The following is a 22,234-nucleotide window of genomic DNA, read 5'->3' as shown; positions in this document are numbered from 1 at the left end:
CTTTATTATCCGGAATCTTTTTCAGCCCATCGAGAGGCGTGCGGCCCCCCCGCGGGCAGATGGCGCGCAGGAAGCCCGGACTAATAAGATGGCATTGAAATCCCCCGCGTTTCGTAAAAAATTTCCGTTGCTCGTAACCGGCAGTCTGCTGGCGATGCAACCTCTGGCCACTCAATTCGTGGTTGCCGCGGAACAGTATGACTGCTCAGTCTCTGCTTCGGGTGCCTGGAATTGTGCGCCTAAATCCGGCACCGCTGCCGTTGATCTGCCTCCGCGCCCCGTGCACAGCACGACGTCGGTCAGCTCCAACGGTACTGTGACCTCGGAAAGCACTTCCGCCGGCGAACCGGTTGCGACCACGCAACTGGTGACCGAAGCCAAGGGCAAAGGCCTGAGGTCGCGTAGTGCTGACTACAGTCACCTCGATTGGGTTCCTCGTGAAAAGCTCACCGCAGCACAACTGGCCGAAACCGGTCCGTATTGCTCGGGTGCCTACGTAGAGCCGATTCGCCCGGGCATGGACGACAAGACGAAGATGAGCGATGCACCGATGTTCGTCGGTGCAAAAGCCTCGCGTTACGAGCAGGAAGCACAGGTTGCGACCCTCGCTGGTGACGTCGTGTTGCGTCAAGGCAGCATGCAGGTTCAGGCTCAGGAAGCCGCCCTGCATCAGGCCGAGAACCGTGGCGAGCTGAACGGTGACGTGCGTCTGCGTGACAACGGCGCACTGATCGTCGGCGACAAGGCCGAACTGCAGCTCGACACCGGCGAAGCCCGTGTCGACAACGCCGAGTACGTCCTGCACAAGTCGAACATTCGCGGTAACGCTCTGTACGCCAAGCGTGCCGAGAACGCGATCATTCGTCTCAAGGACGGCACGTACACCACGTGCGAGCCGAACAGCAACGCCTGGACGCTCAAAGGCAACAACATCACGCTGAACCCGGCCACCGGTTTCGGCACCGCGACCAACGTGACGCTGCGGGTCAAGGACGTACCGGTACTCTACACGCCGTACATCTACTTCCCGATCGACGACCGTCGCCAGTCCGGTTTCCTGCCGCCGAGCTTCTCTACCAGTAACGACTCCGGCTTCACGCTGGTTACGCCGTACTACTTCAACCTGGCACCGAACTACGACGCCACGTTGTACCCACGCTACATGGCCAAACGCGGCCTCTTGATGGAAGGCGAGTTCCGCTACCTGACCAAGAGCAGCGAAGGCCAGTTCGGTGGTGGCTACCTGAATGACGAAAACGATGATCGCAAGCTGCAGTCGGATTACGACAAGACGCGCTGGATGATCAACTGGCAGCACAAGGGCGGGCTGGACTCGCGCTGGCTGACCAAGGTGGATTACACCGACATCAGTGACCCGTACTACTTCCAGGATCTGGAAACGGATCAGATTGGCGTAGAAAGAACTGATTTTATCAATCAGCAGGGTTCCCTGACCTACCGTGGCGACAACTACACCGCGATGTTCAATGCCCAGGCTTACAAGCTGGCAACAGTCGCAAACATTACACCCTATGACCGACTGCCGCAGATCACCTTCAACGGCACCCTGCCCTACAACCCGGGTGGTCTGAAATTTGATTATCAGACCGAAGCGGTTCGTTTCGAGCGTGACTTGCGTGACGGTAGCTTTATAGACGAAGACGGCAATTCGTCTCCTCGTCTGGACAGAAACGTCGCAGGCCTTGCCCGTGCCAACGGCGACCGTCTGAATCTGGCACCGTCCATGAGCCTGCCGATGAACTGGACCTATGGGTTCCTGACGCCAAAGCTCAAGTACGTCTACACCCAATACGACCTGGATCTGGACAGCCAAGGCAAAAACACGCTTTTGGCTGATGAGCAGTACAGCAGTAGTCAGAGCCGCAGCGTGCCGGTCTTCAGTGTCGATAGCGGCCTGTACTTCGATCGAAACACGCAGTGGTTCGGCAAGGACTATCGCCAGACACTCGAGCCACGCCTGTTCTATCTCTATGTGCCTGAGAAGGATCAGACCGACATCCCGGTTTTCGATACAAGCGAAAGCACCTTCAACTATGCCTCGCTGTTTCGTGACAACCGCTTTACCGGTGCTGACCGTATTGGTGACGAGAACAAGCTGTCGCTTGGTGTAACCAACCGCTGGATCGAAGAAAACGGTTTCGAGCGTCAACGCCTGAGCGTAGGCCAGGCAGTGTATTTCAGAGATCGCAAGGTACAACTGCCAGGCGTAACGTTCGCAGACCGCGACGATGCCAAGGCCAGTGTTTCGCCTTATGCTCTGGAATACGAATACAACTACAACCGCGACTGGCGCTTTACATCCGACCTCAACTGGGACCCTGACAGCAAGAGCACCCGTTCCGGTAGCGCGATGTTCCATTACCAGCCTGAAGACAACCCGAACAAGGTCATCAACGCTGGCTATCGCTATCGTAACGACCAGGTCCGTTTCGACCAGACTACCGGTCGCTGGACAGTGGGCGGTGGCGACTATGGCACACCGGGCACCCCGGGCTACGTGAAGGACTACTACAAGATCCAGCAGCATGACTTTTCGGTCATCTGGCCGATCATCCCGCAGTGGAACCTCATCAGCCGCTGGCAGTATGACTACAACCGCGACCGTACCATCGAAGCCTTTGGTGGTTTCGAATACGACAACTGCTGCTGGAAGCTGCGCCTGATCAACCGTTACTGGATTGATTACGACGAGTTCAGCCAGGAAGCGCCTCAGAACGAAAAAGGCGACCGCGGCATATTCCTACAAATCGTGTTGAAGGGACTCGGCGGCGTGACCGGCGCCAAAGTAGAGAGCTTCCTCGACAAAGGCATCCAAGGTTATCGTGAACGTGAAGACCAAGCTTTCTGATTGTCTGCGCCCGCTGATGCTGGGCGCGTTACTCCTGAGCGGTGCTGTGCATGCAGCGGTTCAGCCTCTGGACAGTGTCGTGGCCATCGTCGACAACGACGTGATCATGAAAAGCCAGATGGACCAGCGTGTTCGTGAAGTTCAGCAAACCATTGCCAAGCGCGGGTCGGGCGTACCGCCCGCCGAAGCGCTGCAACAGCAGGTTCTGGATCGTCTGATTCTGGAAAACCTGCAACTGCAGATCGGCGAGCGTTCCGGCATTCGCGTCACTGACGAAGAACTGAACCAGGCCATCGGCACCATCGCTCAGCGCAACAACATGAGCGTTGACCAGTTCCGTGCAGCACTGGCCCATGACGGTCTGTCATACAACGATGCACGCGAGCAGGTTCGTCGCGAGATGATCATCAGCCGTGTGCGCCAGCGTCGTGTAGCAGAGCGTATCCAGGTCTCCGAGCAGGAAGTGAAGAACTTCCTGGCTTCCGATCTGGGCAAGGCTCAGCTGTCCGAAGAGTTTCACCTGGCCAACATCATGATCGCCACGCCTGACAGTGCATCGTCCGATGCCATTCAGGCGGCAGCGCGCAGGGCCAAGGACGTTTACGACCAGTTGAAGAAAGGCGCCGACTTCGCACAGATGGCGATTGCCAAATCGTCGAGCGAAAGCGCGCTGGAAGGCGGCGACATGGGCTGGCGCAAGGCAGCCCAGTTGCCACCTCCGTTCGGCGACATGCTCAGCTCGATGCCAATTGGTGACGTGACGCCTCCGGCGCGCACACCGGGCGGCTTCATCATCCTCAAGCTGCTGGAAAAGCGCGGTGGACAGGGTCAGGCTCAAATGCGCGATGAAGTGCATGTGCGCCACATCCTGATCAAGCCAAGCGAAATCCGCAGCGAAGAAGAAACCAAGCGTCTGGCTGCCAAGATCTATGACCGCATCGAAAACGGCGAAGATTTCGGCGAACTGGCGAAGAGCTTCTCGGAAGATCCGGGTTCGGCGCTCAACGGTGGTGACCTGAACTGGGTCGATCCCAACTCGCTGGTTCCAGAGTTCCGCGAGGTGATGACCGAGACGCCTCAGGGCGTGGTCTCCAAACCGTTCAAGACTGCTTATGGCTGGCACGTTCTGGAAGTCCTGGGCCGTCGCGCCACGGACGCCACCAGTCAGGCTCGTGATCAGCAAGCGTTGAACGTACTGCGTAACCGCAAGTACGACGAAGAGCTGCAAACCTGGCTGCGTCAGATCCGTGACGAAGCCTACGTTGAAATCAAGCTTCCTGGCGCAGTCCAGGCTGCTCAGTGAAACCAAAGCGCTTCGCCCTGACACCCGGCGAGCCGGCCGGCATAGGTCCTGACCTTTGCCTGCTGCTCGCCACGCAGCCTCAGCCACACCCCCTGATCGCCATTACCAGCCGCGACCTGCTCATCGAGCGGGCCGCGCAACTGGGCGTGGCCGTCAACCTGCTCGACGTGATGCCAGATGCCCTCCCCGACTCGCCCGCTCCTGCGGGCAGCCTGTATGTCTGGGATACTCCGCTGGCGGCGTCGGTGGTCACGGGTGAGCTGAACACGGCCAACGCCGGGTTCGTGCTGCAAACCCTGACACGCGCCGGACAAGGCTGCCTCGACGGCCTGTTCAGCGGCATGATCACCGCCCCGGTGCACAAGGGCGTGATCAACGAAGGCGGCTTCGCCTTCTCCGGACACACCGAATTCCTCGCTGAACTGACCCACACCGAACAGGTGGTGATGATGCTGGCCACTGGCGACTTGCGAGTCGCACTGGTCACCACTCACCTGCCATTGCGCGATGTGGCCGATGCCATTACCCCGGACCGGCTGGAACGCGTCACGCGCATCCTGCATGCCGATCTGGTGAACAAGTTCGGTATCCCTCACCCACGCATCCTGGTGTGCGGTCTCAATCCCCATGCCGGCGAGAGCGGGCATCTGGGGCGCGAGGAAATCGACATCATCGAACCGACTCTGGAGCGCCTGCGCAGCGACGGCCTGGACCTGCGTGGTCCGCTGCCTGCCGACACTCTGTTTACCCCCAAATATCTGGAGCACTGCGATGCGGTGCTGGCGATGTACCACGATCAGGGCCTGCCCGTACTCAAGTACAAAGGCTTCGGCGCAGCCGTCAATGTGACACTGGGCCTGCCGATCATCCGTACGTCCGTCGACCACGGCACCGCGCTGGACCTGGCGGGCAGTGGCAAGATCGACACCGGCAGCCTGCACGTCGCACTGCAAACCGCCTACCAGATGGCCGAGACCCATTCATGACCGAGCTATACCAACACCGGGCGCGCAAGCGTTTCGGGCAGAACTTCCTGCACGACGCAGGCGTTATAGACAAGATCCTGCGCGCGATTCGTGCCAAACCCGAAGACCGCCTGCTGGAAATCGGTCCGGGCCAGGGCGCATTGACGGAAGGCCTGCTCAACAGCGGTGCCCACCTGGATGTCGTGGAACTGGACAAGGACCTGATACCGATCCTCAACAGCCAGTTCGCCGGCAAGCCGAACTTCAACCTGCATCAGGGTGATGCGCTGAAGTTCGACTTCAACAGCCTGGGTGCCGAGCCTCGCAGTCTGAGAGTCGTCGGCAACCTGCCGTACAACATCTCGACGCCGCTGATCTTCCACCTTTTGCAGAACGCCAGTCTGATCCGCGACATGCACTTCATGTTGCAGAAGGAAGTGGTCGAGCGCCTTGCAGCCGGCCCTGGTGGCGGTGACTGGGGTCGCCTGTCGATCATGGTTCAGTATCACTGTCGCGTAGAGCACCTGTTCAACGTCGGGCCTGGTGCGTTCAACCCGCCGCCCAAAGTGGATTCGGCCATTGTGCGCCTCGTGCCTCACGAAACCCTGCCCCACCCGGCCAAGGATCACCGCCTGCTGGAGCGCGTCGTACGCGAAGCCTTCAACCAGCGTCGCAAGACCCTGCGCAACACCCTGAAACTGCTGTTGAGCAGTGATGACATCACCGCTGCTGGCGTAGATGGCAGTCTGCGTCCGGAACAATTGGACCTGGCCGCTTTCGTTCGTCTGGCCGACAAGCTGGGCGAGAAAGCCCTCGCGGAGTAAGCATTGGTAACAGGTAAACGGCAGACGGCCATTGGTCATTTTCCGTTTACTTGTCCTAGACTGATGCTGCTGTTGAGCACTCCGTTTTTTTCGCTATGGATTTCAAGGCCTACTGAATGTCCGATTCCCGTTATCAGGTCGACGTCAGCGTCGTCACGCGCTTCCTCGCAGAACAGTCCCAACCCGAGCAGAATCGCTTCGCGTTCGCCTACACCATCACGGTCCAGAACAATGGCGAGCTGCCTGCCAAGCTGTTGTCCCGGCACTGGGTCATCACGGATGGCGACGGTCACGTCGAAGAAGTCCGTGGCGAAGGCGTGGTGGGCCAGCAACCGCTGATCAAGGCTGGTCAGAGCCACACGTACAGCAGCGGCACTGTGATGACGACCAAGGTCGGCAACATGCAGGGCTCGTATCAGATGCTGGCCGAAGACGGTAAACGCTTCGACGCCGTCATCGCCCCGTTCCGCCTTGCCGTTCCGGGTGCCCTTCACTGATGGCGGTGTACGCCGTCGGCGACCTGCAAGGTTGCCTGGATCCGCTGAAGTGCCTGCTTGACGATGTGCAGTTCGACCCTGAAAAGGATCAGTTGTGGCTGGTGGGCGATCTGGTCAACCGCGGCCCCCAGTCGCTGGAGACACTCCGGTTCCTGTACGGCATCCGTCAATCGTTGGTCTGCGTGCTGGGCAATCATGACCTGCACCTGCTGGCCGCCGCACGCAGCATCGAGCGCCTGAAAAAAGGCGACACGCTGCGTGAAATCCTTGAGGCGCCGGATCGCGACCAACTGCTGGGCTGGATACGCCAGCAGAAACTGATGCACTACGACGAATCGCGCAACGTCGCGATGGTCCACGCCGGAATCGCACCGCAGTGGTCGCTGAAGAAAGCGCTCAAGCATGCAGCCGAAGTCGAACAGGCTCTGCAGGACGACAATCTGTACGAACCGTTTCTGGACGGCATGTACGGCAACGAGCCTGCCAAGTGGGACAACGATCTGAACGGCGTCACCCGGCTACGGATCATCACCAACTACTTCACGCGGATGCGTTTCTGCACCAGCGATGGCAAGCTCGACCTCAAGGGCAAGGAAGGCGTCGAGACGGCCAAACCTGGCTATGCGCCCTGGTTCAGTCACAAGAACCGCAAGACCCGCTCGGTGAAGATCATCTTTGGTCACTGGGCGGCACTTGAAGGTCGCTGTGACGAGCCGGACGTCTTCGCGCTCGACAGCGGCTGCGTGTGGGGCGGTGCCATGACGCTGCTCAATGTCGACACCCTTGAACGTCATCAATGCAATTGCGATGCTGTCGGCCATGTAGCAACACCGACCATCACCCGAATACCGGCAGACGCCAGCCGTCATCAGCCGCCACAGGCTCAGGAGCCCACGCAATGACCGATTTCAAACGCATCCCCCCCGAACAGGCTCAGGCACTGCGCGAGCAAGGCGCGGTCGTGGTCGATGTTCGTGACGCCCAGACGTTCGAGAGCAGCCACATTCCCGAGTCACAGCACCTGGACAACCACTCGATCGCCGACTTCATCGCCAAAGCCGATCTGGACAAACCCCTTGTGGTCATCTGCTATCACGGCAACTCCAGCCAGAGCGCAGCGGCCTATCTCGTGGGTCAGGGATTCTCGGACGTGTACAGCGTGGACGGCGGCTTCGAGCTGTGGCGCTCGACTTTTCCTGCCGAAACCGTACAAGGCAACTGAAAAATATTTTTATGACAGTCGATCCCGCGTTCTACGCGGGCTCGCGCCCCAACTGACGAACGGTCAGCCCGTCTTCTCGCTCATCCCTTCTTTATCTTTCCGAATCCGAACTATCCTTAGCCTAGGCCATCCGTAATCAGGGGAGAGCCGGTACACCGGCGCGTGGGTCATCGGTAGTTACTTTTATGGTGTTCTGGGGGGTAAACGGCATCTGGATACTCAGCTGCTGCCAGCATCGACTGACGATCCGCCGCCGGCTCAACGTATCGAGCGAGGTGACGTCATGAGTATTTTTAGCCACTTCCAACAACGCTTTGAAACCACACGTCAGGAAGAGCTCTCGCTGCAGGAGTATCTTGAGCTCTGCAAACAGGATCGCAGCGCATACGCTTCGGCGGCAGAACGTCTGCTGTTGGCCATAGGCGAACCTGAGCTGGTGGACACCTCCGCCAACTCGCGGCTGTCGCGAATTTTCTCCAACAAGGTGATACGTCGTTATCCGGCGTTTGCAGACTTCCACGGGATGGAAGAATGCATCGACCAGATCGTCTCGTATTTCCGCCATGCCGCCCAAGGCCTGGAAGAAAAGAAGCAGATCCTCTATCTGCTCGGCCCGGTTGGCGGTGGTAAATCGTCTCTGGCTGAAAAACTCAAACAACTGATCGAAAAAGTCCCCTTCTACGCCATCAAGGGCTCGCCGGTATTCGAGTCGCCATTGGGCCTGTTCAATGCCAATGAAGACGGTGCCATTCTCGAAGAAGACTTCGGCATCCCGCGGCGCTATCTGAGCACCATCATGTCGCCCTGGGCGACCAAGCGTCTGGCTGAGTTCGGGGGCGACATCAGTCAGTTCAAGGTCGTGAAACTCTATCCATCTGTTCTCAACCAGATCGCTGTGGCCAAGACCGAACCGGGTGACGAGAACAACCAGGACATCTCGGCGCTGGTCGGTAAGGTCGATATCCGCAAGCTGGAAGAGTTTCCGCAGAACGACGCCGACGCCTACAGCTATTCGGGCGCACTCTGCCGGGCCAACCAGGGCCTGATGGAATTCGTCGAGATGTTCAAGGCGCCGATCAAGGTCCTGCACCCGTTGCTGACTGCTACTCAGGAAGGCAACTACAACAGTACCGAAGGGCTGGGCGCGATTCCGTTTACCGGCATTCTGCTGGCGCACTCCAACGAATCGGAATGGCACAGCTTCCGCAACAACAAGAACAACGAAGCCTTCATCGACCGTATCTACATTGTGAAGGTGCCTTACTGCCTGCGGGTCAGCGACGAGATCAAGATCTACGACAAGCTGCTGTTCAACAGCTCTCTGTCCAAGGCGCATTGCGCACCGGACACGCTGAAGATGCTGGCGCAGTTCACCACCCTGTCGCGCCTCAAGGAGCCGGACAACTCCAACATCTACTCCAAGATGCGGGTGTACGACGGCGAGAACCTCAAGGACACCGATCCGAAAGCCAAGTCGATTCAGGAGTACCGCGACAGCGCAGGCGTCGACGAAGGCATGAACGGTCTGTCGACCCGTTTCGCATTCAAGATTCTGTCCAAGGTGTTCAACTTCGACCCGCATGAAATCGCGGCCAACCCGGTGCACCTGCTGTACGTGCTGGAACAGCAGATCGAACAGGAGCAATTCCCCGCCGAGACGCGCGAGCGTTATCTGCGCTTCATCAAGGAATACCTGGCACCGCGCTACATCGAGTTCATCGGCAAGGAGATTCAGACCGCTTACCTGGAATCCTACAGCGAGTACGGGCAGAACATTTTCGACCGCTACGTGCTTTATGCGGACTTCTGGATTCAGGATCAGGAGTACCGCGATCCGGAAACCGGCGAGATTCTCAACCGCGTAGCACTGAACGAGGAACTGGAAAAGATCGAGAAACCGGCCGGTATCAGCAACCCGAAAGATTTCCGCAACGAGATCGTCAACTTCGTGCTGCGCGCCCGCGCCAACAACAACGGCAAGAACCCGACCTGGCTCAGCTACGAAAAGCTGCGTGTCGTGATCGAGAAGAAAATGTTTTCCAACACCGAGGATCTGCTGCCGGTCATCAGCTTCAATGCCAAGGCCAGCAAGGAAGACCAGCAGAAGCACAACGACTTTGTCACTCGAATGGTTGAACGGGGCTACACCGATAAACAGGTACGTCTACTCTCCGAATGGTATCTGCGCGTACGCAAGTCGCAGTAATGGCAGCGGCAAGCGGCAGGCTGTAAGCCTCAGGCGGGCGTAGGTTCGTCTGAGGTGCTGTTTTTGTGCCAGCGCTTGCTTTTAAGCTTCAGCCTCACGGCTTGAAGCTTGCAACTTGAAGCTGCCCGGAGGGCCTATGAGCTATGTGATTGACCGACGTCTCAACGGCAAGAACAAGAGCACGGTAAACCGGCAACGGTTTCTGCGGCGTTATCGTGACCACATCAAGAAGGCCGTGGAAGAAGCTGTCAGCCGCCGCTCCATTACCGACATGGAGCACGGCGAGCAGATCAGCATCCCCGGCCGAGACATCGACGAACCTGTGTTGCACCACGGACGTGGCGGCAAACAGACCGTCGTTCACCCTGGTAACAAGGAATTCACCACCGGCGAGCACATCGCCCGGCCGCAGGGCGGTGGTGGCGGCAAAGGGCCTGGCAAGGCGAGCAATTCCGGCGAGGGCATGGATGAGTTCGTGTTCCAGATCACCCAGGAAGAATTTCTCGAATTCATGTTCGAGGACCTGGAGTTGCCCAACCTGGTCAAACGCAACCTGACCGGCACGGACACCTTCAAGACCGTGCGTGCAGGGATCAGCAATGAAGGCAATCCTTCACGCATCAACATCATCCGTACGCTGCGCTCCGCCCACGCACGGCGCATCGCCCTGTCCGGCAGCAGCCGGGCAAAACTCAAGGAAGCCAACAGCGAACTTGAGCGCATGAAGCGCGAAGAACCCGACAATTTCGGAGACATTCAAGCGCTTGAGGTGGAGATCGAACGCCTGAAGGCGCGCATTCGTCGTGTGCCGTATCTGGACACCTTCGACCTCAAATACAACCTGCTGGTCAAGCAGCCCAACCCCAGCTCCAAGGCCGTGATGTTCTGCCTGATGGACGTCTCTGGCTCCATGACGCAAGCGACCAAGGACATCGCCAAACGCTTTTTCATCCTGCTGTATCTGTTCCTCAAGCGTAACTACGACAAGATCGAAGTCGTGTTCATTCGCCACCACACCAGTGCCCGCGAAGTGGACGAGGAAGAGTTTTTCTATTCTCGGGAAACCGGCGGCACCATCGTCTCCAGCGCCTTGAAACTGATGCAGGAGATCATGGCCGAGCGTTATCCGAGCAGTGAATGGAATATTTACGCGGCCCAGGCTTCCGACGGTGACAACTGGAACGACGACTCGCCGATTTGCCGCGACATCCTGACCAAGCAGATCATGCCGTTCGTGCAGTACTACACCTATGTGGAGATCACGCCACGCGAACATCAGGCACTTTGGTATGAATATGAGCGCATCGGAGAGGAATATGCCGACACGTTCGCCCAGCAGCAGCTTGTCTCTGCCGGTGATATCTATCCGGTATTCCGCGAACTCTTCCAGCGAAGGTTAGTGTCATGACCGCCAGAGAGCAGAAACGCCAACCCATTTCCACGGGGTCAGAGTGGACGTTCGAACTGATCCAGACCTACGACCGCGAAATCAGCCGTATCGCCGATCGTTATGCGCTGGACACTTATCCCAACCAGATCGAAGTGATCACCGCCGAGCAGATGATGGACGCCTATGCCTCGGTCGGCATGCCGTTGGGCTACCACCACTGGTCCTACGGCAAACACTTCCTCAGCACTGAAAAATCCTATACGCGCGGCCAGATGGGTCTGGCATATGAAATCGTCATTAACTCCGACCCGTGCATCGCTTACCTGATGGAAGAAAATACCATCTGCATGCAGGCCTTGGTGGTGGCGCACGCCTGTTACGGGCACAACAGCTTCTTCAAGGGTAACTACCTGTTCCGCACCTGGACCGATGCCAGCTCGATCATCGATTACCTGGTGTTCGCCAAGCAGTACATCATGCAGTGCGAGGAACGCCATGGCATCGACGCGGTGGAAGACCTGCTCGACTCCTGCCATGCATTGATGAACTACGGCGTGGACCGCTACAAGCGTCCGTATCCGATTTCGGCGGAAGAGGAGCGGCGTCGGCAGAAGGATCGGGAAGAGCACCTGCAGCGCCAGATCAATGACCTGTGGCGCACCATCCCGAAAAGCGCGAAGGAAGGCGGCAAGGAAGACAACGCGCGCTTCCCTGCCGAGCCTCAGGAAAACATTCTCTACTTCATCGAGAAACACGCGCCGCTGCTGGAGCCCTGGCAGCGTGAAGTGGTGCGCATCGTGCGCAAGATTGCGCAGTACTTCTATCCCCAGCGACAAACACAGGTGATGAACGAAGGCTGGGCCACGTTCTGGCACTACACATTGATGAACGACCTCTATGACGAGGGTCTGGTTACCGATGGCTTCATGATGGAGTTTCTGCAGTCGCATACCAGCGTCATTTATCAACCCGGCTTCGACAGCCCCTACTACAGCGGCATCAACCCTTACACGCTGGGCTTTGCGATGTATCAGGACATCCGCCGGATGTGCGAGCACCCGACCGAAGAAGACCGTCAGTGGTTTCCGGAGATTGCCGGCACTGACTGGCTGACCGCGATCAAGTTCGCGATGAGCAGCTTCAAGGACGAGAGCTTCATCCTTCAGTACCTGTCGCCCAAGGTCATACGCGACCTCAAGCTGTTCAGCATCATGGACGACGACCTGAAAGACGATTTGCTGGTCCCGGCCATCCATGACGAGAACGGCTACCGCACCATTCGCGAAATACTGGCCGCGCAGTACAACCTGGGTAACCGCGAGCCCAACATCCAGATCTACAGCATCGACCGGCGTGGGGATCGCTCCCTGACCCTGCGTCATCAGCAGCACAACCGCAAACCGCTGGGCGACTCCACCGATGAAGTGCTCAAGCACTTGCATCGTCTCTGGGGTTTCGACATCCATCTGGAAACCCTGCAAGGCGATCAGATCGTGAAAACCCACCACGTACCACCGAGAGGCGAGCACGCCGACAGTGAATATCCCCGGCTCGATTTGGCGGTTGTACACCTCTAAATCCTGAAGACGTGAAGCTTAAACCGGTCATCGTTCGGTTTTAGCCTCCGTAAGGACGACGCAAGGTTTATCCTGTCGCGCTTACGGAGGTTTTTTATGCAGATTTTTAAAGTGGGCGGCGCCGTACGCGACCGCCTCCTGGGTTTACCCGTCACCGATATCGACTGGGTGGTCGTCGGCGCGTCGGCCGAAGACATGCTGGTCAAGGGCTATCGCCCGGTCGGCACCGATTTCCCGGTATTTCTCCACCCGCTGACGGGCGAGGAATATGCGCTGGCACGCACCGAGCGCAAAAGTGGCGTGGGGTATGGCGGCTTTGTTTTTCATGCCAGCCCTGACGTCACGCTCGAGCAGGACCTGATCCGTCGCGACCTGACCATCAATGCGATGGCCGAAGACAAGGACGGCAATCTGACCGACCCCTATCACGGCCAGCAGGATCTCGAAGCACGCATTCTGCGTCACGTTTCCCCCGCGTTCGCCGAAGATCCTCTGCGTGTACTGCGCGTCGCTCGTTTCGCCGCTCGCTACGCGCCGCATGGTTTCAGCATCGCTCCCGAGACGCTGGACCTGATGCGGCAACTGAGTGAATCCGGCGAGCTCAAGGCGTTGACGCCCGAGCGCAGCTGGAAGGAAATCTCTCGCGCGCTGATGGAAAAACAACCACAGGTGTTCATCGAGGTGCTGCATGAGTGTGGCGCGCTGAAAGAACTGATGCCCGAAGTAGAAGATTTGTTCGGCGTGCCTCAGCCAGCCGCGCATCACCCGGAAATCGACACTGGCGTGCATGTACTGAGCGTGCTGGAGCAGGCTGCCCTTCATGAGCATCCGTTGAGCGTGCGCTGGGCCTGCCTGCTGCACGATCTGGGCAAAGGGCTGACACCGGAATCGGAATGGCCAAGGCACATCGCCCACGAGCACACCGGCTTGCGCCTGATCAAGGCCGTCAACGAGCGCTTCCGTGTGCCGAGGGAATGCCAGGAGCTGGCCCTGCTGGTCGGTCAGTACCACACCCACGGCCACCGGGCGCTGGAACTCAAGCCCTCGACCGTACTGGAACTGCTGCACAGTTTCGACGTGTACCGCAGGCCGCAGCGCTTCGAGGAATTCATCGCCGCATGCGAGATGGATGCGCGAGGCCGTCATGGTTTCGAGCAGCGCAGTTATCCACAGGCGGAGTATCTGCGTGGCGCGGCAGAGGCGGCACGGGCTGTGTCTGTACAGCCGCTGCTCGAGAAAGGCTTGCAGGGTCAGGAACTGGGCAACGCCCTGAAAAATGCGCGACTGGATGCGCTGAAGGTGTACAAGGCGGAGCATGGCAATCGGTAGGTTGATCGTTTCCTAGGCTCCAACGCTCATCGTTATACACAAGTCCGCAGGACGCGCAAAACGGGGGCCTAAACGAAAGGGACTGACTGAATGCATACCCCGTGGGAGGCGGCTTGCCGGCGATGGCGTCAGTTCAGTCACTGACAGGTCGCTTCAGAAAAAGCATCGCCGGCAAGCCGCCTCCCACAGTCCGTGGTCGTAGCAAGACTCGGGTATAACTCGNACAAGCATGGGCATGATCGGCGTGCTTGAGATCACGCTGATCGTTCCTACGCTCCGCGTGGGAATGCCGCTAAGGACGCTCTGCGTCCGCTCTCGATGTGGTGCAGATGCGTGGCCAAGCTCCAGCGTTACTCACGTCATGCGCTCGGCTCACTGAGTCCGCAGTCTGTGCCATTTGTGACGTGGTGCGTCACGGGAGGCATGCCCACGCGGAGCGATGGGCACGATCACTGTTGAGGCGGACTTATGTATAACGCCGAACGCAGAGCGTGGGCACGATCATAAGCCCTTGAGCAACTCCGCAGGCGTCAGCGCCTGGCCTTTCCACTCGAACGCCACAGGCCACAGCTGCTGATCGATCTGCGCGTCAGCCCACAACGTGCTGAACGGCATGCCGACACCTGGGTGCAGACGATCCGGGGCGATCAGCGATAATGGCCACAATACGAAGGCGTTCTTGAGGATTTCGGCGCGAGGCAGGATCAGCCCGTCGAAATTGCCGACCTGCTCGCCATACAGCAGCACGTCGATGTCCAGCGGCAGGCCCTTGCGGTCCGGGGCGTAGCGGCCGTTGTCGGCCTCGATGAATTTCAGACGGCGGTCCAGCTCCATCAACGGCAGATCGGTCAGAGCCGACACCACCAGGTTGAAAAACGGACCGCTCTTGATGCCCACCGGGTGACTCTCGAATACCGGCGAACAGCTCAACTCGCTCAGAAAGCTGTACAGCGCATCGAGCCCGGCATGCAGGTGCGTTTCGCGCTCGATGTTGCTGCCGAGCCCGAGGAAAATCCGCGTCAGCGACATCCGCGCTCGATCTCCACGCCCACACCGGCAGCGGCAGCGACCGCACCGGGCTTGGTCAGCCTCAGGTGCAGCCAGGGGATATTGAATTCAGCCATCAGCACCTCGGCCAGGCGCTCGGCAAACGTCTCGACCAACTGAAACTGCGCCTGCTCGGCAAAGGCCTGGATGCGGGTCGAAACACTGGCGTAGTCGAGTGCCTTGCTCAGGTCATCGCCCGCAGCGGCAGGTCGGTTGTCCCAGGCAAAACTCAGGTCAAGACGCAGGCACTGACGAATGCCGCGCTCCCAGTCGTACGCGCCGATCACGGTATCGACCTCAAGACCCTGAATGAAAACTCTGTCCAAGCACTACTCTCCACTGCACGACAAGGGCGCGATGCGCCGTTAGAATCAGGGCATCCTCGCCCGGAATGGTTAGCATGTTTTGGTTACTGGCGACCTTCGCCTACCTGCTCGGCTCACTGTCCTTCGCCATCCTGCTCAGTCGCCTCAATGGCGGTCCCGATCCGCGTGAAAGCGGCTCAGGCAACGCAGGCGCGACCAACATGCTGCGTCTGGCCGGTAAAAAAATGGCCATCCTCACGCTGATCGGCGATCTGTGCAAAGGTCTGGTCCCGGTACTGATCGCCAGCGCCTGGGGGCTTGATCCTTCGCAACAGGGCTGGATCGGCGTGTGCGCCGTACTGGGCCATCTGTTCCCGCTGTACTTCCGCTTTCGCGGTGGTAAAGGTGTCGCCACGGCTGCCGGCGTGCTGCTCGGGCTTTATCTTCCCGCTGCTGCGCTGGCCATCGCCGCCTGGCTGCTGACGTTCCGCCTGACCCGCACCAGCTCGCTGGCCGCGCTGATCGCCACCCCCCTCACACTGCCATTGCTGGCCTGGCAGGAACCTCGGGCATTGCTGCCCATGAGCGTCCTGACCCTGCTGATCGTCTGGCGACATCGCGGCAATCTACGCGACCTGCTCGCCGGGCGCGAACGGCATTTCTGATCGGTGTATTACAGCCCCGACAGTTGCTCCATTGGCCAGCGCGCCTGCACGCTGATGCTCAGGTCTTCCTTCTGGCCTGCCTGCAAACGCTGACAGCCCGCATAAGCAATCATGGCGCCGTTATCGGTACAGAACTCGGGACGCGCATAAAACACTTGCCCGCGCAGATCGCCCAGCATGCTCTCCAGCGACAGACGAAGCGCCTTGTTGGCGCTGACACCGCCCGCGATGACCAGGCTCTTGAGGTCCGTCTGCTTGAGCGCGCGCTTGCACTTGATGGTCAAAGTCTCCACTACCGCCTGCTGGAAGGCCAGAGCGATGTCGCAACGGGTTTGCTCACTGTCGTCCCCGGCACTCTGGCACTGCTGCCAGGTGTTGAGTGCAGACGTTTTCAGACCGCTGAAGCTGAACATCAGGCCCGGACGATCCGTCATCGGCCGCGGAAACGTGAAGCGCCCCGCCACACCCTGAGTCGCCAGTCTGGAAATCTCCGGACCGCCCGGGTATTGCAGGCCCATCATCTTGGCCGTCTTGTCGAATGCTTCGCCTGCCGCGTCATCGAGCGTCTCGCCCAGCAACTCGTACTGGCCGATGCCATCGACACGAACCAGCTGCGTGTGGCCGCCGGACACCAACAAAGCGACGAACGGAAACTCGGGTGGATTTTCTTCCAGCATCGGGGCCAGCAGATGGCCTTCCATGTGATGCACGCCCAGCGCCGGAATGTCCCAGGCGAACGCCAGGGCCTGTGCGCAGGACGCACCGACCAGAAGAGCGCCCACAAGGCCCGGCCCTGCGGTGTAGGCAATGGCGTCGATGTCGGTCGCCACGCAGTCGGCCTCGGCCAGCGTCTGGCGAATCAGGGGCAGCATGCGCTTGACGTGATCGCGCGAAGCCAGCTCCGGCACCACACCACCGTAGGCGCGGTGCAGGTCGATCTGACTGAATAATGCATCGGCCAGCAAACCGCGTTCACTGTCGTAAAGCGCGACGCCGGTTTCATCGCAGGACGTTTCTAATCCCAGTACTAGCATGGGTTTGCGCCTTGTAGGGGGCAGATTCGAAGGCGCGCATAATAGTCGTCGACCGAGGTGCCGACCAGCGGTTTTCGATCAGAGGCTTTGCATTCCTCTCAATGAGGGGTTAACATCCGCAACCCTTAAAAACCGACGTACTTTTGTGCAGTGTTTGCACGAAGCGTTGACCCCGGTAATGAATGAAGGTAGCTCTGGATGCCAGCCGTCAAAGTTAAAGAGAACGAACCCTTCGACGTAGCTCTGCGTCGTTTCAAGCGCTCCTGCGAAAAAGCCGGTGTTCTGGCTGAAGTTCGTAGCCGCGAATTTTACGAGAAGCCGACTTCCGAGCGTAAGCGTAAGGCAGCTGCTGCTGTCAAACGTCACGCCAAGAAAGTTCAGCGCGAGCAGCGCCGCGCCGTTCGTCTGTACTAATACAGACTTACGTCGAAAGCTTCTGCCTTGCCCGACCTTACAGTCGGGCTGTCGGCAGTTGCAGTTATAGCATCACGCTAGATTGACCGAGCAGCCAAGGCAGCACATGCGACCAGGGCTTCAGTCAAGCACGTCCCGCCTGCTTACAGGCAACATTGGTCATGCCCTCTCGGGCAGCACATCGATCAATGGACAAGACGAGTATGCCTTGATGACTTCGCAAGAAGCTCAGCCAAGGCAGCGTCTCGTGCATATGAAAATCCCTTTTCAGGCCCAAGCACCGACCTTCGGATGCCAAGACGTGCCCGCTTGTTGCAGTGCCTTTCAAAAAGGCGGCTGACAGGCCGACGGAACGCTCGTAGAGTCACCACGATAATTTCGCGACACGCTTGATATGAGAATGCCATGGCCGGGCTGATTCCCCAGAGCTTCATCGACGACCTTCTGAACCGTACCGACATCGTCGACGTGGTCAGCTCGCGTGTGCAGCTCAAGAAAACCGGGAAGAACTTCAGCGCCTGCTGCCCGTTTCACAAAGAGAAAACACCCTCTTTCAGCGTCAGCCCGGACAAACAGTTCTATTACTGCTTTGGCTGCGGCGCAGGTGGCAACGCCCTTGGTTTCATCATGGACCACGACAACCTGGATTTTCCCCAGGCCGTCGAGGACCTCGCCAAAGCCGCCGGCATGGAAGTGCCCCGCGAGCAGGGCGTCAAAGGCCAGAAGCCGCGGCAGCCCACCGATTCGCCGCTCTACCCGCTGCTGACCGCCGCCGCAGAATTTTACCGTCAGGCCCTGAAGAACCATCCGACGCGCAAAGCTGCGGTGGACTACCTCAAGGGCCGCGGCCTGTCAGGCGAGATCGCGCGGGACTTCGGCCTCGGCTTCGCACCTCCAGGCTGGGACAACCTGTACAAACACCTGAGCAGCGATACCCTGCAGCAAAAAGTGATGATCGACGCCGGCCTGCTGATCGAAAACGCAGAAACCGGCAAGCGCTATGACCGCTTCCGTGATCGGGTGATGTTTCCGATTCGCGATTCACGCGGGCGGGTCATCGCGTTTGGCGGCCGGGTACTGGGCGACGACAAACCCAAATACCTGAACTCGCCGGAAACACCGGTCTTCCATAAAGGCCAGGAGCTTTACGGCCTGTTCGAAGCCCGCAAGTACAATCGCAATCTCGATGAAATCATCGTCGTCGAAGGCTACATGGACGTCATCGCACTGGCTCAGCAAGGCCTGCGCAACGCCGTGGCCACGCTGGGTACGGCAACCAGCGAAGAACACCTGAAGCGTCTGTTCAGGGTCGTGCCCAACGTGCTGTTCTGCTTCGACGGCGACCAGGCAGGCCGCAATGCCGCCTGGAGAGCACTTGAAGCGACACTGTCGAGCCTGCAGGACGGAAGACGGGCGCGTTTTCTGTTCCTGCCCGAAGGCGAGGACCCGGACACCCTGGTGCGCTCGGAAGGCACTGACGCATTCAGGGCGCGCATCAACCAGCACGCGCAGCCGCTGGCGGATTACTTCTTCGAGCAACTGACCAAGGAAGCCGACCCGCGCTCGCTCGAGGGCAAGGCCCATATGGCCACCCTCGCCGCCCCACTGATCGACAAGGTGCCCGGCGCGAACCTCAAGACCCTGATGCGTCAGCGCCTGACCGAAATCACCGGCCTGAGCGGTGAAGCGGTCAGCCAGCTGGTGCAGAGCGCGCCCTCGGAAGCGCCGCCCAGTTACGATCCGTATGTCGATTATGACGCGATGCCTGATTTCGCCGACTACCAGCCGCAAGGCGGTTATGAAGCGCAGCAGGAATGGACGCCAAAGAAAACCGGCGGTCCGAATCAGAAAAAATGGGAAAAGAAACCCTGGGACAAAAAAGGCAAACGTGGGGACTTCGAACCGCGCACGCCACGTGTGCCGACAGCGGTTGAACCACCGATGCAGGCCGCACTCAGAACATTGCTGCACCACCCCGAACTGGCCGAGAAAGTCGAAAATGCCAGCCATTTCGCGGCAGAAGACCAGTCTCAGGCGCAATTATTGGTTTCTCTTATTGAAGCCCGGCAAAAGAATCCCAATCTTCGGTCGTTACAGTTGATAGCGCGGTGGCATGGAACCGAACAGGGCCGTTTGCTGCGCGCATTGGCCGAAAAGGAATGGTTGATCGAGGCCGATAACCTTGAACAACAGTTTTTCGACACTATAACTAGCTTATCCGCTCGCCAACGCGAGCGTAGCCTGGAACATCTGATCAGCAAAGCACGTCAAACCGAACTGAGTGCAGAAGAGAAAATTCAGCTTCGGGACCTGCTAAATCGCAATGTTCCTGCACAAACCCCGACCTCAACTGGCGCGTGAGGTCATAGCTCGGGTATAATCCTCGGCTTGTTTTTTGCCCGCCAAGACCTTCAGTGGATAGGGTGTTATGTCCGGAAAAGCGCAACAGCAGTCTCGTATCAAAGAGTTGATCACCCTGGGTCGTGAGCAGAAGTATCTGACTTACGCAGAGGTCAACGACCACCTGCCCGAGGATATTTCAGATCCTGAGCAGGTGGAAGACATCATCCGCATGATCAACGACATGGGGATCCCGGTACACGAGAGTGCTCCGGATGCGGACGCCTTGATGCTGGCCGACGCCGATACCGATGAGGCAGCCGCAGAAGAAGCGGCCGCAGCATTGGCAGCGGTCGAAACCGACATCGGTCGTACCACCGATCCCGTTCGCATGTACATGCGTGAAATGGGTACCGTTGAACTTCTGACCCGTGAAGGCGAGATCGAAATCGCCAAACGTATCGAAGAAGGCATCCGTGAAGTGATGGGCGCAATTGCGCACTTCCCTGGCACGGTTGACCATATTCTTTCCGAATACACACGTGTCACGAGCGAAGGCGGTCGCCTGTCCGACGTTCTCAGCGGATACATCGACCCGGACGACGGCATTGCGCCGCCTGCCGAAGTGCCTCCGCCTGTCGATCCCAAAGCCGCCAAGGCCGAAGGGACCGACGACGACGAGGAAGAATCGGCGGACGCTTCCGATGAAGAAGACGAAGTCGAAAGCGGCCCGGATCCGGTCATCGCTGCACAGCGCTTCGGTGCTGTCTCCGATCAGATGGAAATCACCCGCAAGGCCCTGAAGAAGCTCGGTCGCGAAGACAAGCACGCCATTGCCGAAATGGTTGCGCTTGCCGAACTGTTCATGCCGATCAAGCTGGTTCCAAAGCAGTTTGAAGGTCTGGTAGAGCGGGTACGTGGTGCTCTCGACCGTCTGCGTGCTCAGGAACGCGCCATCATGCAGCTGTGTGTACGTGATGCACGTATGCCGCGCGCCGACTTCCTTCGCCAGTTCCCTGGCAACGAAGTCGACGAGAGCTGGACCGATGCGCTGGCCAAGGGCAAGAGCAAATACGCTGAAGCCATTGGTCGTCTGCAGCCTGACATCCAGCGTTGCCAGCAGAAGCTGTCCGCGCTCGAAGAAGAAACCGGTCTGAAGATTGCCGAGATCAAGGACATCAACCGTCGCATGTCGATCGGTGAGGCCAAGGCCCGCCGCGCGAAGAAAGAGATGGTTGAAGCGAACCTTCGTCTGGTGATCTCCATTGCCAAGAAGTACACCAACCGCGGTCTGCAATTCCTCGATCTGATCCAGGAAGGCAACATCGGTCTGATGAAGGCGGTGGACAAGTTCGAATACCGTCGTGGTTACAAGTTCTCGACTTATGCCACCTGGTGGATCCGTCAGGCGATCACTCGCTCGATTGCCGACCAGGCACGCACCATCCGTATTCCGGTGCACATGATCGAGACGATCAACAAGCTCAACCGTATTTCCCGCCAGATGTTGCAGGAAATGGGTCGTGAACCGACTCCGGAAGAGCTGGGCGAACGCATGGAAATGCCTGAGGACAAGATCCGCAAGGTACTGAAGATCGCCAAAGAGCCGATCTCCATGGAAACCCCGATCGGTGACGACGAAGATTCGCATCTGGGTGACTTCATCGAAGACTCGACCATGCAGTCGCCAATCGATGTCGCCACGGTCGAAAGCTTGAAAGAAGCGACACGCGAAGTGCTGTCGGGCCTCACGGCTCGTGAAGCCAAGGTTCTGCGCATGCGTTTCGGCATCGACATGAACACCGACCACACGCTGGAAGAAGTTGGCAAACAGTTCGACGTGACCCGCGAGCGGATCCGTCAGATCGAAGCCAAGGCACTGCGTAAACTGCGTCACCCGACCCGTAGCGAACACCTGCGTTCGTTCCTCGACGAGTAATACGCGCAGCACGCTATGCGTTCAAACTGAACCCCCGGCCCGCCGGGGGTTTTGCGTTTCAGGCCCGCCGAAATTTCAAAGCGCTCTATCTCGGGTGTTTCATTGAACTCCCCTCGAAAACACGCCTGTCAGCCGTCGCCCGGCAGGCAAAATTCCGAAACCTGACCTACAACTATGTGTCACTGCAGGCAAAAAGCCTGCTCGTGATCCTTTGGCCTATCGGTTGTTGCCAGGATATTTACCGCAGCATCGTGCGCAGACTTGCCGCGATGTTGAGACCTTCTGCTAGCAATAAATCAGCAGCGGTA

Annotated in this window: 18 protein-coding genes; 15 read left to right on the top strand and 3 right to left on the bottom strand. The window is 58.8% G+C overall.

The features are described 5' to 3' along the window. Positions 1-88: 88 nt before the first annotated feature. The 11 genes from AO065_RS26095 (at position 89) to AO065_RS26045 (ending at position 14,182) form a co-directional block, all read left to right on the top strand. The gene (locus AO065_RS26095) at positions 89-2,869 is read left to right on the top strand and encodes an LPS-assembly protein LptD (protein WP_004885340.1); all 2,781 of its coding nucleotides are present in this window, start codon (positions 89-91) and stop codon (positions 2,867-2,869) included. Next, positions 2,850-4,172 (top strand): peptidylprolyl isomerase, encoded by a 1,323-nt coding sequence (locus AO065_RS26090; RefSeq protein WP_004885338.1) that lies wholly within the window; start codon positions 2,850-2,852, stop codon positions 4,170-4,172. Before AO065_RS26095 ends, AO065_RS26090 begins: the two co-directional genes overlap by 20 nt. Further along, positions 4,169-5,158 (top strand): 4-hydroxythreonine-4-phosphate dehydrogenase PdxA, encoded by a 990-nt coding sequence (pdxA, locus tag AO065_RS26085; RefSeq protein WP_004885337.1) that lies wholly within the window; start codon positions 4,169-4,171, stop codon positions 5,156-5,158. Before AO065_RS26090 ends, pdxA begins: the two co-directional genes overlap by 4 nt. Beyond that, on the top strand, positions 5,155-5,961 hold the full coding sequence (gene rsmA, locus AO065_RS26080; RefSeq protein ID WP_004885336.1) for a 16S rRNA (adenine(1518)-N(6)/adenine(1519)-N(6))-dimethyltransferase RsmA: 807 nt from the start codon (positions 5,155-5,157) through the stop codon (positions 5,959-5,961). Before pdxA ends, rsmA begins: the two co-directional genes overlap by 4 nt. 116 nt (positions 5,962-6,077) lie before the next feature. Continuing rightward, positions 6,078-6,458, top strand: a complete 381-nt coding sequence (gene apaG / locus AO065_RS26075; protein WP_004885335.1) for a Co2+/Mg2+ efflux protein ApaG — start codon at positions 6,078-6,080, stop codon at positions 6,456-6,458. Further along, positions 6,458-7,360, top strand: a complete 903-nt coding sequence (locus tag AO065_RS26070; protein WP_004885334.1) for a symmetrical bis(5'-nucleosyl)-tetraphosphatase — start codon at positions 6,458-6,460, stop codon at positions 7,358-7,360. Before apaG ends, AO065_RS26070 begins: the two co-directional genes overlap by 1 nt. Continuing rightward, positions 7,357-7,680, top strand: a complete 324-nt coding sequence (gene glpE, locus AO065_RS26065) for a thiosulfate sulfurtransferase GlpE (protein ID WP_004885333.1) — start codon at positions 7,357-7,359, stop codon at positions 7,678-7,680. The genes AO065_RS26070 and glpE overlap by 4 nt, the downstream gene beginning before the upstream one ends. 283 nt (positions 7,681-7,963) lie before the next feature. Beyond that, positions 7,964-9,886, top strand: a complete 1,923-nt coding sequence (locus tag AO065_RS26060; protein WP_004885332.1) for a PrkA family serine protein kinase — start codon at positions 7,964-7,966, stop codon at positions 9,884-9,886. A 136-nt stretch (positions 9,887-10,022) separates the two neighbouring features. Continuing rightward, entirely contained in the window at positions 10,023-11,294 is a 1,272-nt protein-coding gene (locus tag AO065_RS26055; RefSeq protein ID WP_004885330.1) for a YeaH/YhbH family protein, read from the top strand. Next, complete coding sequence (locus AO065_RS26050) at positions 11,291-12,853, top strand: SpoVR family protein (RefSeq protein ID WP_004885328.1); 1,563 nt, start codon at positions 11,291-11,293, stop codon at positions 12,851-12,853. Before AO065_RS26055 ends, AO065_RS26050 begins: the two co-directional genes overlap by 4 nt. 96 nt (positions 12,854-12,949) lie before the next feature. Continuing rightward, positions 12,950-14,182, top strand: a complete 1,233-nt coding sequence (locus AO065_RS26045; protein WP_004885326.1) for a multifunctional CCA addition/repair protein — start codon at positions 12,950-12,952, stop codon at positions 14,180-14,182. 501 nt (positions 14,183-14,683) lie between these two features. Here the strand turns inward: AO065_RS26045 and folK are convergent. Both folK and folB read right to left on the bottom strand, forming a co-directional pair. Then, positions 14,684-15,211, bottom strand: a complete 528-nt coding sequence (gene folK / locus AO065_RS26040) for a 2-amino-4-hydroxy-6-hydroxymethyldihydropteridine diphosphokinase (RefSeq protein WP_004887802.1) — start codon at positions 15,209-15,211, stop codon at positions 14,684-14,686. Next, complete coding sequence (folB, locus tag AO065_RS26035) at positions 15,202-15,555, bottom strand: dihydroneopterin aldolase (protein WP_004887801.1); 354 nt, start codon at positions 15,553-15,555, stop codon at positions 15,202-15,204. The genes folK and folB overlap by 10 nt, the downstream gene beginning before the upstream one ends. 74 nt (positions 15,556-15,629) lie before the next feature. Here folB and plsY point away from each other — a divergent pair, with 74 nt between their 5' ends. Next, positions 15,630-16,199: a glycerol-3-phosphate 1-O-acyltransferase PlsY gene (gene plsY / locus AO065_RS26030; protein ID WP_004887799.1), complete on the top strand. Its 570-nt coding sequence runs from the start codon at positions 15,630-15,632 to the stop codon at positions 16,197-16,199. An 8-nt stretch (positions 16,200-16,207) separates the two neighbouring features. On the opposite strand, the gene tsaD is transcribed toward plsY, so the two are convergent. Then, positions 16,208-17,233 carry a tRNA (adenosine(37)-N6)-threonylcarbamoyltransferase complex transferase subunit TsaD gene (gene tsaD, locus AO065_RS26025; RefSeq protein WP_004887798.1) on the bottom strand — a complete coding sequence of 342 codons (1,026 nt, stop codon included), beginning with the start codon at positions 17,231-17,233 and terminating at the stop codon, positions 16,208-16,210. Positions 17,234-17,431: 198 nt separating this feature from the next. Here tsaD and rpsU point away from each other — a divergent pair, with 198 nt between their 5' ends. The 3 genes from rpsU to rpoD all read left to right on the top strand — a co-directional run bounded on the left by rpsU (position 17,432) and on the right by rpoD (position 21,926). Further along, positions 17,432-17,647 (top strand): 30S ribosomal protein S21, encoded by a 216-nt coding sequence (gene rpsU, locus AO065_RS26020; protein ID WP_002551877.1) that lies wholly within the window; start codon positions 17,432-17,434, stop codon positions 17,645-17,647. 405 nt (positions 17,648-18,052) lie between these two features. Beyond that, complete coding sequence (gene dnaG, locus AO065_RS26015; RefSeq protein WP_004887797.1) at positions 18,053-20,008, top strand: DNA primase; 1,956 nt, start codon at positions 18,053-18,055, stop codon at positions 20,006-20,008. 67 nt (positions 20,009-20,075) lie between these two features. Further along, positions 20,076-21,926: an RNA polymerase sigma factor RpoD gene (gene rpoD / locus AO065_RS26010; protein WP_004887794.1), complete on the top strand. Its 1,851-nt coding sequence runs from the start codon at positions 20,076-20,078 to the stop codon at positions 21,924-21,926. Positions 21,927-22,234 lie beyond the last annotated feature (308 nt).

The sequence above is a fragment of the Pseudomonas viridiflava genome, from assembly GCF_001642795.1.
Classification (GTDB): domain Bacteria; phylum Pseudomonadota; class Gammaproteobacteria; order Pseudomonadales; family Pseudomonadaceae; genus Aquipseudomonas; species Aquipseudomonas viridiflava.
This window is presented reverse-complemented; position numbering and strand designations above follow the sequence as displayed.

What these genes read in the sequence shown, in the direction of transcription:
- AO065_RS26060 (WP_004885332.1), top strand. Translation starts at nt 7,964, where the DNA reads ATGAGTATTTTTAGCCACTTCCAACAACGCTTTGAAACCACACGTCAG.
- folK (WP_004887802.1), bottom strand. Translation starts at nt 15,211, where the DNA reads ATGTCGCTGACGCGGATTTTCCTCGGGCTCGGCAGCAACATCGAGCGC.
- apaG (WP_004885335.1), top strand. Translation starts at nt 6,078, where the DNA reads ATGTCCGATTCCCGTTATCAGGTCGACGTCAGCGTCGTCACGCGCTTC.
- rsmA (WP_004885336.1), top strand. Translation starts at nt 5,155, where the DNA reads ATGACCGAGCTATACCAACACCGGGCGCGCAAGCGTTTCGGGCAGAAC.
- AO065_RS26095 (WP_004885340.1), top strand. Translation starts at nt 89, where the DNA reads ATGGCATTGAAATCCCCCGCGTTTCGTAAAAAATTTCCGTTGCTCGTA.
- AO065_RS26070 (WP_004885334.1), top strand. Translation starts at nt 6,458, where the DNA reads ATGGCGGTGTACGCCGTCGGCGACCTGCAAGGTTGCCTGGATCCGCTG.
- plsY (WP_004887799.1), top strand. Translation starts at nt 15,630, where the DNA reads ATGTTTTGGTTACTGGCGACCTTCGCCTACCTGCTCGGCTCACTGTCC.
- tsaD (WP_004887798.1), bottom strand. Translation starts at nt 17,233, where the DNA reads ATGCTAGTACTGGGATTAGAAACGTCCTGCGATGAAACCGGCGTCGCG.
- rpsU (WP_002551877.1), top strand. Translation starts at nt 17,432, where the DNA reads ATGCCAGCCGTCAAAGTTAAAGAGAACGAACCCTTCGACGTAGCTCTG.
- AO065_RS26045 (WP_004885326.1), top strand. Translation starts at nt 12,950, where the DNA reads ATGCAGATTTTTAAAGTGGGCGGCGCCGTACGCGACCGCCTCCTGGGT.
- AO065_RS26055 (WP_004885330.1), top strand. Translation starts at nt 10,023, where the DNA reads ATGAGCTATGTGATTGACCGACGTCTCAACGGCAAGAACAAGAGCACG.
- rpoD (WP_004887794.1), top strand. Translation starts at nt 20,076, where the DNA reads ATGTCCGGAAAAGCGCAACAGCAGTCTCGTATCAAAGAGTTGATCACC.
- glpE (WP_004885333.1), top strand. Translation starts at nt 7,357, where the DNA reads ATGACCGATTTCAAACGCATCCCCCCCGAACAGGCTCAGGCACTGCGC.
- AO065_RS26050 (WP_004885328.1), top strand. Translation starts at nt 11,291, where the DNA reads ATGACCGCCAGAGAGCAGAAACGCCAACCCATTTCCACGGGGTCAGAG.
- dnaG (WP_004887797.1), top strand. Translation starts at nt 18,053, where the DNA reads ATGGCCGGGCTGATTCCCCAGAGCTTCATCGACGACCTTCTGAACCGT.